The organism is Pseudomonas triticifolii, from assembly GCF_014358015.1.
Lineage (GTDB): Bacteria > Pseudomonadota > Gammaproteobacteria > Pseudomonadales > Pseudomonadaceae > Aquipseudomonas > Aquipseudomonas triticifolii.
The window spans coordinates 58,433-75,161 of sequence record NZ_JACONV010000011.1; the positions used below are offsets into that span (position 1 = coordinate 58,433).

12 protein-coding genes are annotated in these 16,729 nt (G+C 58.9%); 9 read left to right on the forward strand and 3 right to left on the reverse strand.

The window, feature by feature from the left end; genetic code table 11:
- Positions 1–75 precede the first annotated feature (75 nt).
- From H8S56_RS15585 to H8S56_RS15595, 3 genes are all read right to left on the reverse strand, one after another.
- Entirely contained in the window at positions 76–930 is an 855-nt protein-coding gene (locus tag H8S56_RS15585) for an ATPase (protein WP_187519132.1), read from the reverse strand.
- A gap of 86 nt (positions 931–1,016) precedes the next feature.
- Complete coding sequence (locus tag H8S56_RS15590) at positions 1,017–2,009, reverse strand: NAD-dependent epimerase/dehydratase family protein (RefSeq protein ID WP_187519133.1); 993 nt, start codon at positions 2,007–2,009, stop codon at positions 1,017–1,019.
- 73 nt (positions 2,010–2,082) lie between these two features.
- On the reverse strand, positions 2,083–2,982 hold the full coding sequence (locus H8S56_RS15595) for a LysR family transcriptional regulator ArgP (RefSeq protein WP_187519134.1): 900 nt from the start codon (positions 2,980–2,982) through the stop codon (positions 2,083–2,085).
- 95 nt (positions 2,983–3,077) lie between these two features.
- Between H8S56_RS15595 and H8S56_RS15600 the strand changes: the two genes are divergently transcribed.
- From H8S56_RS15600 to H8S56_RS15640, 9 genes are all read left to right on the forward strand, one after another.
- Complete coding sequence (locus tag H8S56_RS15600; protein WP_024686748.1) at positions 3,078–3,680, forward strand: LysE/ArgO family amino acid transporter; 603 nt, start codon at positions 3,078–3,080, stop codon at positions 3,678–3,680.
- Between the two features lie 193 nt (positions 3,681–3,873).
- Positions 3,874–4,455: a superoxide dismutase gene (locus tag H8S56_RS15605; RefSeq protein ID WP_024686747.1), complete on the forward strand. Its 582-nt coding sequence runs from the start codon at positions 3,874–3,876 to the stop codon at positions 4,453–4,455.
- A gap of 394 nt (positions 4,456–4,849) precedes the next feature.
- Positions 4,850–6,901, forward strand: a complete 2,052-nt coding sequence (locus H8S56_RS15610) for a putative bifunctional diguanylate cyclase/phosphodiesterase (protein WP_024686746.1) — start codon at positions 4,850–4,852, stop codon at positions 6,899–6,901.
- Positions 6,902–7,096: 195 nt separating this feature from the next.
- Entirely contained in the window at positions 7,097–8,467 is a 1,371-nt protein-coding gene (locus H8S56_RS15615) for an imelysin family protein (protein ID WP_187519135.1), read from the forward strand.
- Positions 8,468–8,663: 196 nt separating this feature from the next.
- The gene (locus H8S56_RS15620; protein ID WP_187519136.1) at positions 8,664–9,548 is read left to right on the forward strand and encodes a DUF4123 domain-containing protein; all 885 of its coding nucleotides are present in this window, start codon (positions 8,664–8,666) and stop codon (positions 9,546–9,548) included.
- Positions 9,545–13,024, forward strand: a complete 3,480-nt coding sequence (locus tag H8S56_RS15625) for a toxin VasX (RefSeq protein ID WP_187519137.1) — start codon at positions 9,545–9,547, stop codon at positions 13,022–13,024. Before H8S56_RS15620 ends, H8S56_RS15625 begins: the two co-directional genes overlap by 4 nt.
- On the forward strand, positions 13,014–14,090 hold the full coding sequence (locus H8S56_RS15630) for a DUF6708 domain-containing protein (RefSeq protein ID WP_235986799.1): 1,077 nt from the start codon (positions 13,014–13,016) through the stop codon (positions 14,088–14,090). Before H8S56_RS15625 ends, H8S56_RS15630 begins: the two co-directional genes overlap by 11 nt.
- A 103-nt stretch (positions 14,091–14,193) precedes the next feature.
- Complete coding sequence (locus tag H8S56_RS15635; RefSeq protein ID WP_187519138.1) at positions 14,194–15,621, forward strand: di-heme oxidoreductase family protein; 1,428 nt, start codon at positions 14,194–14,196, stop codon at positions 15,619–15,621.
- Positions 15,622–15,652: 31 nt separating this feature from the next.
- Positions 15,653–16,717, forward strand: coding sequence for an imelysin family protein (locus H8S56_RS15640; protein WP_024695651.1), 1,065 nt, complete (start codon positions 15,653–15,655; stop codon positions 16,715–16,717).
- Positions 16,718–16,729 lie beyond the last annotated feature (12 nt).

Consider the following 16,729-nt stretch of genomic DNA (forward strand, 5'->3'; position numbering starts at 1 on the left):
GGTGAGTGATTTTTTGCGCAGGGGTGTCTGAGTGCCGCCACCTGCCGCTTTTTCTGCGGCTGGTGGCAGGCGGCGTCAACGGCGGGCGTTGAGCTGTTGCGACAGGTTCTGGATCTGACTGGTCAGGGTATTGATGTTGCGCGTCACCTGAGCACGAAAAGCATCGAACTCGGCGGTGTTGCCCGCAGCTGCAGGCGGCGCCTGGCGGTTTTCCTGCTCGCTCTTGAGCACGATCAGGTCCTGCTCGAGACGCTCGATGGCCGCAGACGGATTACCCTGCTTTTTCAGGGTAGCAACATCGGCGGCCAGGCTCTTGAGCTGAGTATCCAGCTTGCCTTGATCGGCCTCTGCGGTTTTCAGGTCCGGCAATGCAGCCTTCAGCGCAGTCAATTCAGTGACCACGCCCTTGAGCTGCTCCTGCAACTGCGCACTTTCAGTCTGTTGCTGCGTGGTTTGCGCGGCCATCTGTTCCAGTCGCTTGTCGAGGCTGCTTTGCTGGCCTTCGACGCCTTCACGCTGCTTGTCCTGGTCCTCCAGTTGCGCTTCCAGCAGCTTGATCCGCTGCTTGAGCGCCTCGCCATCGCTGGACAACGATTCGGTTGCCACAACCTTGCCGGAAATATCCTGCAAGCGTCCGGCAGCTTCCTCACTGATGCGCGCGAAGCTTTCCTGCGTGGCAACCAACTGCTGTTCCATCAGCGAAACCTGCTGAAAACTCCACCAGCCCAAACCGCAGAATGCAATGAACAGCGCCCCGACCAAGGCCCAGAGCGGCCCGGTGCTCGGGCCTTTGACCTTGACCACAGGCGTCGTGCGCGAATAGACCGTGGTACGTTCGCGCGCGCCTTTGGCGGGCAAGAAATCGTCATCGTCGTCCTTGGCGCTGAGATTGGGAACGTCATCGACGTCGTCGTATGGATCGTTACGCATGAGCAACCCTTCAAGAAGCTGTTGAAACCAAAGCTGGGCAGTATAACAACGGCATCGAAAGTAGCTTTCATTGTGCCATCACTGACTCAGCTCGATTGTTGGGCCTTCCACCAGCCGCAGAACTCATCCAGCGCCGCCCAGACACTCACGCGGGGCTGGTAATCCAGATAATGCACGGCGCGACTGATATCAAGCGTGAAATCCCGATTCATGACCTGCATGCCCAGACGCGACAGCGTAGGTTCAGGTCTGCCCGGCCACAGCATGCACGCGCCTTCGTTGACGGCGGCAGCCATGTAGGCCAGCCCGTACCCGCGGTAACGTGTGACCTGTGGCAACTGCATTTGCCGCATCACATAATTGATGGCATCCCACAGCGGGACCGGCGTGCCATTGCTGATGTTGTAGGCCTTGCCCAGCGCAGAACCTGTGGCCAGCAGACTGCTTAACATGGCCTCGTTAAGGTTCTGCATGCTGGTGAAATCCACCACGTTCAAACCGTTGCCGACAATGGACAAACGCTTCTTGCGCTGCATGTGAAGCAGGCGCGGAAAAATACTGTTGTCGCCCGCACCGGTCACGAAACGAGGCCGCAGGGCAATCACTTCCAGCCCGAACTCCTCTGCCCCGAACACTTTCTGCTCGGCAAGAAACTTGGTCGCCGCATAGTGATTGTGAAACCGCTTGGGCACCTGATCTTCCTTGATGCCGCGATGCGAGTGGCCATCGAAATAGATCGAAGGCGACGAAAGATGGACCAGCCTTCGCACTCTTTGTTTCAGGCAGCCCTCGACAATGTTTTCGGTGACTTGCACATTGCCCTGCATGAAATCCTGGCGTCGCCCCCATACGCCGACCGAACCTGCGCAGTGCACCACGGCCTCCACGTCATTGCAAAGCGCCCTGACGAGTTGTGGATCACTCAGATCACCCTGTATGAACTCGGCACCGCGTCTAACCAGATGTTCGACACCCTCGGCACGACGACCATTGATCCGCACGCTCATGCCCTGCTCCAGGGCAAAACGCGCAAAGCGTCCGCCGATGAAGCCGCTTGCGCCGGTGATCAGAATCTTCATTTACCGCTCCATAACGCGTCTGCGGAAGAGCACGCACTCTACCCGCATTGATTTCATATAACCCTGTTGACGCTCATTCACCGCTCAGCGGCACCAGCCAACGCCCAGACTTTTGTGCCAGATGCTCGGTCAGACGGGTCAGCAACTGGCCGCCCGTGCGCCAATGATGCCAGTACAACGGCACATCGATGAACCGATCCGGCACCAGTTCGCGCAACGTCCCGCTGCGCAGTTGCTCACGAACCTGCAATTCAGGTACCAGCCCCCAGCCGAGCCCGGCTTCGATCATGCGCATGAAACCTTCGGACGAGGGACACAAATGGTGCTTGAAACCTTCCGGGGCCCCCAGCAACGCCAGGTAGCGATGCTGCAGAAAGTCATCGGGGCCAAATACCAACGCAGCCGAGCGTGCCAGTTTTCCGGGACTGACACCGTCTGGAAAATGCCGCGCGATGAAGGACGGCGATGCCAATGCACGATAGCGCATGGCACCCAGTAACTGGCTGCGTGCCCCGGCCACGGGCCGTTCACTGCCGCACAAACAGGCCGCGACGTCACCGGCACGCATGCGTTTGAGCCCGACGTCCTGATCCTCGACCACCATGTCCAGCAACAGGTGATGTTCTGCGCAGAAATCCCCCACCGCCTGCGCCCACCAGGTTGCCAGGCTGTCGGCGTTCAGGGCGATACGCAGGCGTTCAGGCATACCCTCTTCGTCCAGCGCAGGCACCTGGCTTTGCAGATCGCGCTCCAGCAGACGCACCTGCTGCACATGATTGAGCAGACGCCGCCCGATGTCGGTCGGGCTCGGCGGCGTGGTACGCACCAGCACGGGCTGACCGACGCGTGCCTCCAACAGTTTGATGCGCTGGGACACGGCCGATTGAGACAACCCCAGCACCTGGGCAGCACGCTCGAAACCGGCCTGCTCGATGACAGCGGCCAACGCCGACAGCAGCTTGTAGTCGAACATCAGTTTTCCTAATGAGTGATCAGGATTATTGGTTTTCCTTATACATCGCCATTCCCCACAATCGCCACCTGAACCTGATTTGTGGAGCATCTTTCATGTGGCAAAGCTATCTCAATGGGCTGCTGGTGGCGGCGGGCCTGATCATGGCCATCGGCACCCAGAACGCTTTCGTCCTGGCCCAGGGCTTGCGCCGTGAACATCATGTTCCGGTGGCCATGCTGTGCATTGTCTGCGACGCGCTGCTGATTGCTGCCGGTGTGTTCGGCCTGGCCAATGTGCTGGCACAGAATCCCACCTTGCTGGCCGTGGCGCGTTGGGGCGGAGTGATTTTTCTGTGCTGGTACGGCTTGCAGGCGTTGCGTCGGGCATGCTCCTCCCAAGGTCTGGAAGACTCGGGCGTCGCGGGCCTGAGGTCGCGCCGCGCCGTCCTGCTCAGCGCACTGGCCGTCACGCTGCTCAACCCGCATGTCTATCTGGATACAGTACTGCTGATCGGCTCGCTCGGTGCGCAGCAGACCGTGCCTGAAGCTTATGTGATGGGCGCGGCCAGCGCCTCGCTGCTGTGGTTTTCAAGCCTTGCCATCGGCGCCGCCTGGCTTGCTCCGTGGCTGGCGCGCCCCGCAACCTGGCGCCTGCTGGATGTCATGGTGGCAGTGATGATGTTCAGCGTCGCGGTGCAACTGATTCGCGCCGCGTGATGCTTTTTCATGACCGCTGAGTCGACATCGCTGGAACCTCTATCCCACACAGTTGTTGCGTGGTTATGCCACAGGCCGGGTGCTATAGTCCGGGGTCTGCGCCGCAAAAGAGTAAAACTCCCGGTGCATGCTGTATCCGGCCGCCCGTGATCGGCCGCGCGATTACCGTAATTGACCTGAAAGGAGATAAACCATGGCTTTTGAATTGCCGGCACTGCCTTATGCCCACGACGCTCTGGCGCCGCACATTTCCAAGGAAACGCTGGAATATCACCACGACAAGCACCACAACACCTATGTCGTGAACCTGAACAACCTGGTGCCAGGCACCGAGTTCGAAGGCAAGACTCTGGAAGAAATCATCAAGACTTCTTCGGGCGGTATCTTCAACAACGCCGCTCAGGTCTGGAACCACACGTTCTACTGGGAATGCCTGGCACCTAACGGCGGCGGCGAACCTACCGGCGCACTGGCTGAAGCAATCACTAAAGCGTTCGGCTCTTTCGAGAAATTCAAGGAAGAGTTCAGCAAGACGTCCATCGGCACTTTCGGCTCCGGATGGGGCTGGCTGGTGAAGAAAGCTGACGGCTCCCTGGCGCTGGCCAGCACCATTGGTGCAGGCAACCCAATGACCAGCGGCGATACTCCTCTGCTGACCTGCGACGTCTGGGAACACGCCTACTACATCGACTACCGCAACCTGCGTCCAAAATACGTAGAAGCGTTCTGGAACCTGGTGAACTGGGACTTCGTGGCCAAGCAATACGCCGCGTGATCTTCAGCACGACCAAAGAACCCGGCCCTGCGCCGGGTTTTTTATTGCCCGCGCGCGTCCCTTCCTGCTTCTGAACCGCCCTCCCGAACCGCATGCGTCGCCAATGTGTGATCCAAAAACATGAAGATGATGGCTTTTCGTCAGCTATCTCAGCTTTGTGTATTGTCAGAAAGCGCTATCTGGCTAATATCACAAATCAGTCCTTTTACAGTGTTACTCTCAAGTTACAAATGCTGCCGTCCGACACAGTGGGCTCAAACCGCCCACCCGTCGATTGCTCCGTGAATCCGGGGTGAGACAGAAAACAGGGATCCAACCGGATGCAGACTGTTTGAACATCCGGTTTCGAGGTTGACTGGGCTATCCGCCCGCGACTTGAATTAAGGAACGGCCATTGAAGCTGGAACTCAAGAACAGCTTGTCGGTTAAGTTACTGCGCGTGGTGCTGCTCTCGGCATTTCTTGTGGGCGTGGTGCTCAGTTGTGCGCAGATCGTCTTTGATGCCTACAAGACGCGACAGGCAGTCGCCGAGAACGCCGAACGGATTCTGGACATGTTTCGAGACCCCTCGACTCAGGCGGTCTATAGCCTGGATCGGGAAATGGGCATGCAGGTCATCGAGGGTCTGTTTCAGGACAACTCGGTGCGCATGGCCTCCATCGGCCATCCGAACGAGACCCTGCTGGCTGAAAAGGATCGCCCCCTCAAAGCTTCCCCCACGCGCTGGCTCACTGACCTTATTCTGGGCCAGCAGCGCAGCTTCACCACGCAGTTGGTGGGCCGCAGCCCGTACAGCGAGTACTACGGCGACCTGCGTATCACCCTCGATACCGCCAATTACGGCGAGAGCTTCATCATCAATGCGGTGATCATCTTCGTTTCCGGCGTGCTGCGGGCGCTTGCAATGGGCCTGGTGCTGTACCTGGTGTATCACTGGTTGTTGACCAAACCCTTGTCCAAAATCATCGAGCACCTGACCGCAATCAATCCCGATCGCCCAAGCGAGCACCAGTTGCCGCCTCTCAAAGGCCATGAAAAAAACGAGCTGGGGATCTGGGTCAATACCGCCAATCAACTGCTGGCCTCCATTGAGCGCAATACGTACTTGCGCCACGAAGCCGAGAACAATCTGCAACGCATGGCGCAATACGACTTCCTGACCGGCCTGCCCAATCGGGTGCAGCTACAGACGCGCCTGGACAAGATTCTGGAAGACGCGGGACGCCAGCAGGACCGGGTCGCGGTCCTATGTGTGGGGCTGGATGACTTCAAAGGCATCAACGAACAGTTCAGCTATCAGGCGGGCGATCAGTTGCTGTTGGCGCTGGCAGATCGACTGCGCGCCCACAGTGGCCGACTGGGCGCACTGGCACGGCTGGGTGGCGACCAGTTCGCACTGGTCCAGGCAGATATCGAACAGCCTTACGAGGCAGCGGAACTGGCGCAGAACATTCTGGATGAGCTCGAAGCGCCCTTCGAAGTGGACGAGCAGTCCATTCGCCTGCGCGCCACGATCGGCATCACGTTGTTCCCCGAGGATGGCGACAGCACCGAGAAGCTGCTGCAAAAAGCCGAGCAGACCATGACACTGGCCAAGGCCCGCTCGCGCAACCGTTATCAGTTCTATATCGCCAGCGTCGACTGCGAAATGCGTCGCCGCCGTGAACTTGAAAAGGACCTGCGCGAAGCCCTCCCGCGCAACCAGCTGTATATGGTCTATCAGCCTCAGATCAACTATCGCGACCACACCATCGTCGGCGTCGAAGCGTTGATTCGCTGGCAACACCCCGAGCATGGCCTGGTGCCCCCGGATGTCTTCATCCCGCTGGCCGAACAGAACGGCACCATCATTGCCATCGGCGAGTGGGTGCTTGATCAGGCCTGTCGGCAACTGCGCGAGTGGCATGATCAAGGTTTCGTGGATCTGCGCATGGCCGTGAACCTGTCCACCGTTCAGTTGCACCACTCGGAGCTGCCGCGCGTGGTGAATAACCTGCTGCAGATCTACCGCCTGCCGCCACGCAGTCTTGAACTGGAAGTCACTGAAACCGGCCTGATGGAAGACATCACGACCGCCGCCCAGCACCTGCTGAGCCTGCGTCGCTCCGGCGCGCTGATTGCCATCGATGACTTCGGCACCGGCTACTCGTCATTGAGCTACCTGAAAAGCCTGCCGCTGGACAAAATCAAGATCGACAAGAGTTTCGTGCAGGACCTGATCGACGACGATGACGACGCGACCATCGTGCGCGCGATCATACAGCTGGGCAAAAGCCTGGGCATGCAAGTCATCGCCGAGGGCGTCGAAACTCTCGAACAAGAGGCGTATGTCATATCCGAAGGCTGCCACGAAGGTCAGGGCTACTTCTACAGCAAACCGCTTCCAGCGCGTGAACTGCTGGCTTACCTGAGGCAGACCAACCGCAACAACGCGGCGATTCTCTAACGCGCCGATGCCCCTGGAGCGATGAAACACGCGTACGCTTTACACCAGTCTTGAAACCGAATGTTACAACCTGTCCAATGCCTGATCGCGACGCGATGGGCGTTTTGCCTTTACATAGAATGCAAATCTTTCGCATTATGTCGCAGCTTTTCTGGGCGCCCGCCGCCATAACCCCTATAGACGCAGGATTCCGTCATGATTCGTATGCCTCTGGCAACAGCCAGTCTGCTGGCCATCGCTATCTCTCTCGCCGGTTGTGGCGAAGGCAAGGACAAGGCTGCGGCCCCCGCTCCAGCTGCTACGCCTGCCGCTCCGGCGGCGCCGGCTGCTGCTGCGCCGACACCTGCTGCGCCTGCCCCGGCGGCTGCCGCCCAGACCAATGACGCTGCGGCCAAGGCGGTCGTTGCCAATTACGCTGCCATGGTCTCTGCAGTGTTCAGCGACGCCGAAGCCGGTGCCAAGAACCTGAGCACTGCGGTCGATGCCTTCCTGGCCAAGCCCAACGACGAAACCCTCAAAGCCGCTCGCGACGCATGGGTTGCTGCCCGCGTGCCTTACATGCAGAGCGAAGTCTTCCGCTTCGGCAACACCATCATCGACGACTGGGAAGGACAGGTGAACGCCTGGCCGCTGGACGAAGGCCTGATCGACTACGTCGCCAAGGATTACCAGCACGCGCTGGGCAACCCTGGCGCAACCGCCAACATCATCGCCAACACTGAAATCCAGGTCGGCGAAGACAAGGTCGACGTCAAGGAAATCACCTCCGAGAAGCTTGCCAGCCTGAACGAACTGGGCGGCTCCGAAGCCAACGTCGCCACCGGCTACCACGCCATCGAATTCCTGCTGTGGGGCCAGGACCTGAACGGCACCGGCCCTGGCGCGGGCAACCGTCCGGCCAGCGACTACCTTGAAGGCGCGGGCGCCACCGGCGGCCACAACGACCGTCGCCGCGCCTACCTGAAAGCGGTCACCGACCTGCTGGTAAGTGACCTCGAAGAAATGTCCGGCAACTGGAAAGCCGGCGTCGCTGACAATTATCGCGCCACACTGGAAGCCGAATCCGGCGAAGACGGCCTGCGCAAGATGCTGTTCGGCATGGGCAGCCTGTCGCTGGGTGAACTGGCGGGCGAACGCATGAAAGTGGCGCTGGAAGCCAATTCCAGCGAAGACGAACACGACTGCTTCAGCGACAACACGCACAACTCGCACTTCTACAACGGTAAGGGCATTCGCAACGTTTACCTTGGCGAATACACCCGCACCGACGGCACAAAGATCAGCGGCCCGAGCCTCTCGTCGCTGGTTGCCAAGGCAGACCCTGCAACCGACGCCACCTTGCGCGCCGACCTGGATGACACTCAGGCCAAGCTGCAGGCCATCGTCGATCACGCCAACAAGGGTGAACACTTTGACCAGCTGATTGCAGCCGGCAATACCGCTGGCAATCAGGTTGTCCGCGACGCCATCGCTGCACTGGTCAAACAGACCGGTGCCATCGAGCAGGCCGCAGGCAAACTGGGCATCACCGATCTGAACCCGGACAACGCTGACCACGAGTTCTGATCCGCAGCATGGTCTGACGCACGAAAATGCCGGTCTCGCTGACCGGCATTTTTTTGCCCGCCGAACAGATATAACCAACCCTGCCAGCGATATTTCAGCGCTGTACGTAGGGCCTTTCCCAAACGCTATTCAGCGTATTGATCACACTTCCGACACCACGGAATATCCGCGCCCCTGCCCTCGTCAAGGCGCGCACATGCCAGAGTTTGAAACCGGCCCACTCGATCTGCCCTGGTCGAAAAACGCTTACCTGCTGCTCAACGCAGCTAACGTCCCTGACCTGAAGAGAAAGATCTTTGACTGGGAAGTGAGCCAGGCCTGCACGATGCTGTTCCTGCAGACGCGGTTCAGCGAGTTGCTCGAACGCTCACCGGCCCTGATTCAGATCCAGGGCCCACACGACCCCATGCTTGCGCGTTTTCTGGCCCATGCCCGTGAAGAATGGGGGTTGTTGCTGTTCAGCCCTGCCGACCGCAAAACCCTTGTCAGCCATCTGCGCTGGCTGATGTTTGTGGAGAAGCCCACAGGTCAGACCTGCTACCTCAATCTGTCCGACGCGTCGGTCGCCAACGCCCTGTTCAGCCTGCACCCCGCGCACATCGACCACCGTATCTTCGGCCCCATCGATCAGGTGTATGCCGCCGACAAGATGACTGAGCAGTGGGTCAGCCACACCCGCATTGGTGAGGCAGCAGTTCTGGATACAAACGCTGTGTATCGCTTGAGTCCCGAACAGATCGAGGCGCTGGGCGATGCCATCTTTCGTCTGACCGTCATCAACCTCAATCAGCATCTGCGGCGATTTTTCCCCGACTACCTGGCTGAAGCGCCATTGAGGGTGCGTTACCAACAGGTGCATGCGCTGGCCAGCAGCGCGTACGAAAAAGGCTTCAAAAGCGAAGTGGATATCTTCCACTACGCCAATGTCATGTGCTTTCTCGCCACCGAACCGCACGACGCTCATCCTGAAATCCGGGCGCTGCTGCTCGACACCTCTGAGCTAACCCCGTCGCAGCGTATACAGCAGGCCAACTGGCTTGTGGTCCTGCACGCTCGTCAGCAGGAAGGAACCGCACAATGACCCCACTGGATACACCGAAAAAACTGCCTGTCATGGACAAGGCCTTCTGGGAATCCAGAACCAGACGCCATGCCGATACCCGCAGCAACGCGAATAACTGCCCGTCCCCGAGCAACAAAATCCAGTTGCTGCCACTGCGCTACGGCCGGGTCGAACGGCTTCGCAGCCAGCCGGATTCGGCGCAGTACACAGGCCTCAAGCGCCCCGTGGGCCTACGCCTGCTTCGCGATGGCTACCTGTATGTGATCGATGACGGCACCGGCTACCTGCACGAATACCGGATCGAAAAAGGTGTGCCCATCAAGCGGCTCTGGCAGGGCCGCGAGGTGGTTCAGGACATCCGCCAGACCAGTTCAGGGGAACACGCGCTGGTCTTTCCCCAAGACAGCACGCTTTACGTCGCCTACTCGGAACTGCAATGGACCGCTGCCAAATGCGCCCACATTCTTGGCAGCGCTGCAGACCGTTTCTATTTCATGCAGAAAGTGAATCTGGCCGAGGCTGACTGCCTGAAAGGCGGCGTTCATCTGCGCGTCGAAAAACAGGTCAGCGAACAGCTCGCCGAACTCGCCGAAGGCCCCGCACAGCAATGCTCGACACCCGACATCCCGGACGCGGAGCAGCAGGATTACATCTGGGAGCATCAGTCTCTGTTTCGCGAAGCCCACCTGGGTGAGCTGAAACATCTAATCAAAGCGAACCACGAGAAAAGCCATCTGTACCTGGTGCTCGAAGACAGCATCGGCATCCTCCGCGATCTGGCCGAAGAACAGGACACCGTGGTCGGCTGGATAGAGGAATGGCGCGAGCGAAACAACAACGAAACCCGCTTTCTCACGGCTACTTACATCGACACGCTGATGACCATCGGCGACACCACTGCCCGCCAGGTCAACCCCGATTCAACGCTGCTGAAGAAGACCACGCCGCCGCAACGTTCGCGCATCTACGACTACCTCAACGCCCGTAACCAGTGGCGTCGGGAGAAAGGCTTGGGACCAGAGCCGGTTTATCGAACAACTGGCCAATATTCCACTATGCGAGGCGACGTTTACCAGGAGCGCTCTCAAACCCGGTTCGCCCGACTGGACATGGAAAACAAGCACGCGCAGATGAAATCGGCGCTGGGCGAGAAGCGCTACAAGGAGCTCGAAGCGGATATCGAAGCGCTGGAGGAAAACAGCCAGGGCACACTGAACGGTGTCGGTCTGGGCTCACGCGGCATCAACGACCTGATTCGTCATGGCGAGATGCAACGCTATCTGGCGCAAGAGCGCTCGCACCTCAGGCGCTGGACTCAACGACTGGACGACATCACCCATGATCGTTTGAGTCTGTTCACCCAGGGCGAACTTTATCGAAGCGCCTGGTACTTCGATCCGGATCACCCTGACCAGTTGAATAACGCGCTGACCATGGAGCTCAACTGCACCCGAGACCTGTGTCGCACGGAAGAAAGCCTGCAGAAGGTGGGCGATTATTTTCACGGCAATCCGCATTACATCATGCCGGTATTTTATGGGCGCCTGAACCTGGATTTCCTGCGCTCCAAGTCAGGCGATCTGCTCAAGTGGCTGGATGATATTCGCAACGTCGGATCGGGCCTGGTCGATGCCCAGAACCGTATTACTGACGTCAGCCACATCATGGGCAATCACTGGACCACCACCCTCCATCTGCCTGCGGCCGCACAGCCGCTGCATCAGGCGGTCCTTGCCAGCTACATCCCGTCCATCGCCCTGCGTATGGAGCAGTGGATGGTGGAGATGAGAAACAAGTTGAACGACGCGCAAGTGCGCCAGCATCTGGACAGCTTTCATAAACACAACAATCGAGCCCAACGCCTGGGCGCGCTGGTGGCGATGCAACAAGAAGCCGTCACGCTGAGCATTGCCAGCGAAGCCGACGTGCAGAAATACCGTGACGCGTTCGTGCGTCTGAACCAGCTGATCCACACCGAAAACGAACTGCTCAGGGAACGAAACCGCCTAAGCAAACTGAGCAGCAAACACTCGCTGACCCCAACCCAGCGCAATGAACTGACCTACGACAGGCAGTACAACCAGCAGCAACTGCTACAGACACGTAACCAACTGGCCGCCGTGCGCCGGGAACTGGAGACCGCCATCACCCCGACCGGCAGGCCGGTCAACGGGTCCATCGGGGTGAAGTTGAACATCAGCGACGCGCAGTTGCGTGTGCTGGAAGATGAGATTGCGCGTTTGCGGGCGGGAGTCACCAGAGGATATGCGACCCCGGGGGCAGCCGGGAAAGCGTTCACAGGCAGCTTGTTTCCGTTGCTGGCGATGACGTTGCAGATTGGGAATCTGGGGGAGGCTTGGGCGGTTTGGCAGAAGTCTGATGGAAATAGGGCTGCGAAGGATATAGCAATATTAGGCGGGGCTTTGCTCTCACCTGTAGCCGCAGCGCTTTCAGTTTACCAATCCGCACATATAGCGCTGGTCGACAACGTACTACAGAGATTGGCACGTAATCCTGCAGGAACATCGGGGGGATTATTTGCGGTCCGGCTGGGGAAACTGGGCCTGGGCTTGGGTGCTTTAATTGCGCCACTCAGCCTGCTGGGTGCCGTAGGCACAACATTGAACAATTGGGAAAAATGGACCACTGCGCTGGACCTTGGCACAACGGGTGAACAGTTCGGTGCCGGGATGGCACTGGCGGGCGATATCGGATCTACCGCTGTTAACTCGATACTAACTGGCCACGCCATGATTGAACTATATGGCCTTCTTAGAGAAGTCAGAGCAGCACCTTTAGCCGAGCGAAAGTTGGTCGCCAGCCTGGCCTGGGCAACACGAGGCGCACGTTTCCTGCGGTGCGGGATGCGCATGACACCTTGGGGGCTTATCTCCACCGCACTGCAATTAGGCGGGGAATCGCTTTACAACTACTTCAATCTGGATGACCAACAGCGCTGGTTACTCGGTTGTCTTTGGGGCAAAGAACCGGAGGGCTGGGATTGGCCTGGTCACGCGCAAAAGCTCGCTGAAACCAACTTGCGTCCCACCCTGCTCGACAAGGGCATGATCCATCGCGAGGTCGATGGCGAACCTGTGCGCAGCCTGCACCTGGTGATGCCCGGCCTGACCCGCACCAGCTTCGACGATACGTCATTACGCTGGTCGGCGCAGTTGCAGAACGTATCCGATACACAGGATGTCAGCGAAGCCCTTTGCCAAGGGCTCTCGATAGTCGCCGCATCTCCCTTGACCCTGGCGCTGGAGATTCCGAACAACTGGCAAGGGCATCACGCTCTGCTGCTCATGCGCGTGGCAGTCAAGCCAGCGTTGGTAACGACTTATCTAAAAGCCGATCAGGGTTACCTGACTTACCGCATTCCGCTTGGCATAGACGCTGTGAACAAGCCTGTCAGCGCATCGGTCGAGAAACCTGCGGAAACTCTACAACTCCCGATCACACAGATCACAAGAGAACGTTTGAATGACCTCTGACAAATACGAGCGCTTGCCCAAAGCCGGAGATACTGAAAATGAGTCCGGCACGGAGGTTTTCTACCTTGCACCACGACCAGTGCCAACGGGTGTTGCAGCCTTTAGCTCACGCAGCCTTCATCAGCATGCCAATGAGGTTTACCTAGACTTTGGACTAAGTAGTGCAACGGTAGAGTTTGCAGTGCGCTGTAGCATTGGGCCGGTCATGTTTATCGTGTTTTTTTTTATGCTGCTGTCCATCGCGCTGGGGATTGATGATCATTTCAAATATGGATCACCTGTTTTTGAAATCTTCCTAACCCTTTTTCTGCCAAATCCTTACATATGGGGATTCTCTGGTGGCTTAGCACTCATGTATTTCTGCTGCTTCGTCCACGCCGTTTACCCTCACTCCAGAATCCCTCCCACCCGCTTCAACCGTCAACGCCGCGAAGTCGCCTACGTTGCCAAACGCGGCGAGCCGCCACGCTTCACACCTTGGGAAGACGTCATCGCCTGCGTCAGCAGCAGTGTGGTCGCCACCCAGTACGGCACGCAGCAGAAGTTTGCCCTGATGATCGGCCTGCGGGACGCGTCCGACGGGCAGGTGGTGTGGCTGACCGTGCCCAGCTACACCCTCGGCATGGCCGTCGGCGAGTGGGAGGCGATTCGCGCTTACATGGAAGAAGGCCCCAGCGCGCTGCCACAACCGATGATGGGCGAAAACATGGAGGAAGGCACCGTCGAGTTCTTCCACATGTGCCGCAAGGGCTATCGCCATGATCACGGGTACATACGCTACCTGTTCGGCTTTCTGCTCATCCAGTTCTGCAGCGGCTGGACCCTGCCCTGCCACATCGCAGCCTGGGTCGAACGCTTGCCCAAGAAAGCGTTTCCCAAGGCCGTGCTCAACTGGTCCAGACCCTTGCCGCCCGAGCAATGGCAACGCCCAAGCGACGAATTGATCGAACAAAGCAAAGCCGTGCGCAAGACGCTTCGTAAGGGGCTGAGTGTGTTTGACTACTTCAGTGCAAAGACAGCGCATGAAGCGCGCAACAACGCGGCCGCTGACCTGGAGAATTCGTAACAACACATTGCTTGAGAGACAGCAAACGATAATCCCTCTTATTCAAACCTCAAGAGGCTGATAAGCTTGCACGCCCCGATTTGCAGCTCTTTGCAGGATGTGTATGGCTACGCGGCTTCGTCTATCTCTTGCGCTGCTCATGACCCTGGTCGTGAGCGCGTGCGATGACGCCCCGCGTTTCACGCAGGCTGAACCGGGCGAGGCGTTGTCAGGTGGCAGTGCGACTGTGAGGAAGAGCGACCAGAATGCGTTCTCCATGCCATCGGCCAATCTGTCTCCGGTGCGTCGTCTGGACTTCAGCGTGGGCAACAGTTTCTTTCGCAGCCCTTGGGTTATCGCCCCGTCCACTACCACGGCGCGGGACGGGCTGGGGCCGCTGTTCAATACCAATGCGTGTCAGAACTGCCACATCAAGGATGGCCGAGGCCACCCGCCCGAGGCCGGAGACACCAATGCCGTGTCGATGCTGGTCAGGCTGTCGATTCCTGACGATCCGGCCTTTGCCGACCTGATACAGCGCAACGGTGTGCTGCCCGAACCGACCTATGGCGGGCAGTTGCAGGACATGGCGAACCCCGGCGTTGCGCCCGAGGGCAAGGTGCGTGTCGAATACGATGCGCTGACGGTCAGTTTCCGCGATGGCACGGCGGTCGAATTGCGTCAGCCTACGTTGCGCATTACCCAACTGGGCTACGGCCCCATGCACCCCGACACTCACGTTTCAGCGCGGATCGCGCCGCCCATGATCGGCCTTGGCTTGCTTGAAGCGATTCCCGATGATGCGATTCTGGCCAACGCTGACCCGGATGACAAAGACGGCGATGGCATCTCGGGCCGGGCCAACTGGGTCTGGGACGATGCGCAACAGAAAGTCGTCATGGGCCGCTTCGGCTGGAAAGCAGGGCAACCCAACCTCAACCAGCAGAATGTCCATGCGTTCTCCGGCGACATGGGGCTGACCACTAGCCTGCGCCGCTTTGACGATTGCACACCAGCCCAGACCGATTGCCTGGCCGCGCCAAATGGCAATGGCCCGGACGGTGAGCCTGAGGTCAGCGACAATATTTTGCGCCTTGTCGAGTTCTACACGCGTAACCTTGGTGTACCCGCGCGTCGTAACGTGGAGGACCCAAAGGTTCTGGCGGGCAAGAATCTGTTTTTCGAGGCGGGTTGTCAGCAGTGCCATGCCCCGTCGTTCAAGACCCGGGCGGACGCCGCCGAGCCTGAACTCGCCAATCAGGAGATTCGGCCTTACACCGACCTGTTACTGCATGACATGGGCGAAGGACTTGCTGATAATCGCACGGAATTTCAAGCCACTGGCCGCGAATGGCGCACACCGCCACTCTGGGGGCTTGGCCTGACCTCGGCGGTCAATGGTCATACGCAAATGCTGCACGATGGTCGCGCGCGCAATGCCCTTGAGGCCATACTCTGGCACGGCGGCGAAGCCCAGGCGGCGCAGCGACAGGTACTGGCGTTCAACGCCGAACAGCGCGAGGCGCTGTTGGCCTTTCTGAACTCATTGTGATTTTTTCTTTTTCAAGATTAAGGAGCCGGACATGTTCCGACCCAAGTTGTTGCTGACCAGCCTTGCGGCTCTCGCATTGGGTGCCTGTTCGCCATCAGACCCTCAGGCTGTCACGTCTGCTGCCATTGCCAAGCAGGTGATCCTGCCGACCTACAGCCGCTGGGTGGAGGCCGACCGTCAATTGGCGAGCAGCGCGCTGGCGTTCTGTCAGGGCAAGACGGATCTGGCAACGGCACGTGCCGACTTCCTGAAAGCTCAGAAAACCTGGGCAGAGTTGCAACCGTTATTGATTGGTCCGCTGGCCGAGGGCAATCGCGCCTGGCAGGTGCAGTTCTGGCCGGACAAGAAGAATCTGGTCGGCCGTCAGGTCGAGCAATTGGTCACTGCCCAACCGCAGATCAACGCCGAAGAGCTGTCCAAGGCCAGCGTTGTGGTTCAAGGCTTGTCCGCTTACGAGTACATTTTGTTCGACGCTGAAATCGACATGGCAAACGCTGAGCAGAAAGCCCGCTATTGCCCGCTGCTGATGGCCATTGGTGATCGTCAGAAGACGCTGGCAGAGGAAATCCTCAGCCGCTGGAACACCAACGACGGCATGCTCGCGCAGCTCAGCAAGTTTCCGAATCAGCGTTACGCCGACTCTCACGAGGCTATCGCCGAACTGCTGCGAGTTCAGGTAACAGCACTGGACACCCTCAAGAAAAAGCTCGGCACGCCATTGGGTCGCCAGAGCAAGGGGCAGCCACAGCCGTTCCAGGCCGATGCGTGGCGCAGCAAGTCGTCGCTCAGCAGTCTGGAAGCCAGTCTGGCGAGCGCCGAAACCGTGTGGACCGGCGTCGACAATAAGGGCCTGCGCAGCCTGCTGCCCGCTGAGCAGAAACCGCTGGCTGATAAAATCGACACGGCCTACGCTACCAGCCGCAAATTGCTGTCGGAACTCAAGCCGCCACTGGCTGACTTGCTGGCCACCGAAGCCGGCCGCCAGCAGCTCACTGCGTTCTACGACAGCCTGAACGTGGTCCATCGCCTGCACGAAGGAGAGCTGGCCAAGGCGCTGGGTATTCAGTTGGGTTTCAACGCCAACGACGGCGATTGACCGAGAGGGTTA

Bases quoted from the DNA above. Each gene is read 5' to 3' on its own strand.
- H8S56_RS15595 (WP_187519134.1), bottom strand. From the start codon at position 2,982: ATGTTCGACTACAAGCTGCTGTCGGCGTTGGCCGCTGTCATCGAGCAG.
- H8S56_RS15625 (WP_187519137.1), top strand. From the start codon at position 9,545: ATGACCCCACTGGATACACCGAAAAAACTGCCTGTCATGGACAAGGCC.
- H8S56_RS15640 (WP_024695651.1), top strand. From the start codon at position 15,653: ATGTTCCGACCCAAGTTGTTGCTGACCAGCCTTGCGGCTCTCGCATTG.
- H8S56_RS15590 (WP_187519133.1), bottom strand. From the start codon at position 2,009: ATGAAGATTCTGATCACCGGCGCAAGCGGCTTCATCGGCGGACGCTTT.
- H8S56_RS15585 (WP_187519132.1), bottom strand. From the start codon at position 930: ATGCGTAACGATCCATACGACGACGTCGATGACGTTCCCAATCTCAGC.
- H8S56_RS15615 (WP_187519135.1), top strand. From the start codon at position 7,097: ATGATTCGTATGCCTCTGGCAACAGCCAGTCTGCTGGCCATCGCTATC.
- H8S56_RS15605 (WP_024686747.1), top strand. From the start codon at position 3,874: ATGGCTTTTGAATTGCCGGCACTGCCTTATGCCCACGACGCTCTGGCG.
- H8S56_RS15635 (WP_187519138.1), top strand. From the start codon at position 14,194: ATGGCTACGCGGCTTCGTCTATCTCTTGCGCTGCTCATGACCCTGGTC.
- H8S56_RS15600 (WP_024686748.1), top strand. From the start codon at position 3,078: ATGTGGCAAAGCTATCTCAATGGGCTGCTGGTGGCGGCGGGCCTGATC.
- H8S56_RS15620 (WP_187519136.1), top strand. From the start codon at position 8,664: ATGCCAGAGTTTGAAACCGGCCCACTCGATCTGCCCTGGTCGAAAAAC.
- H8S56_RS15630 (WP_235986799.1), top strand. From the start codon at position 13,014: ATGACCTCTGACAAATACGAGCGCTTGCCCAAAGCCGGAGATACTGAA.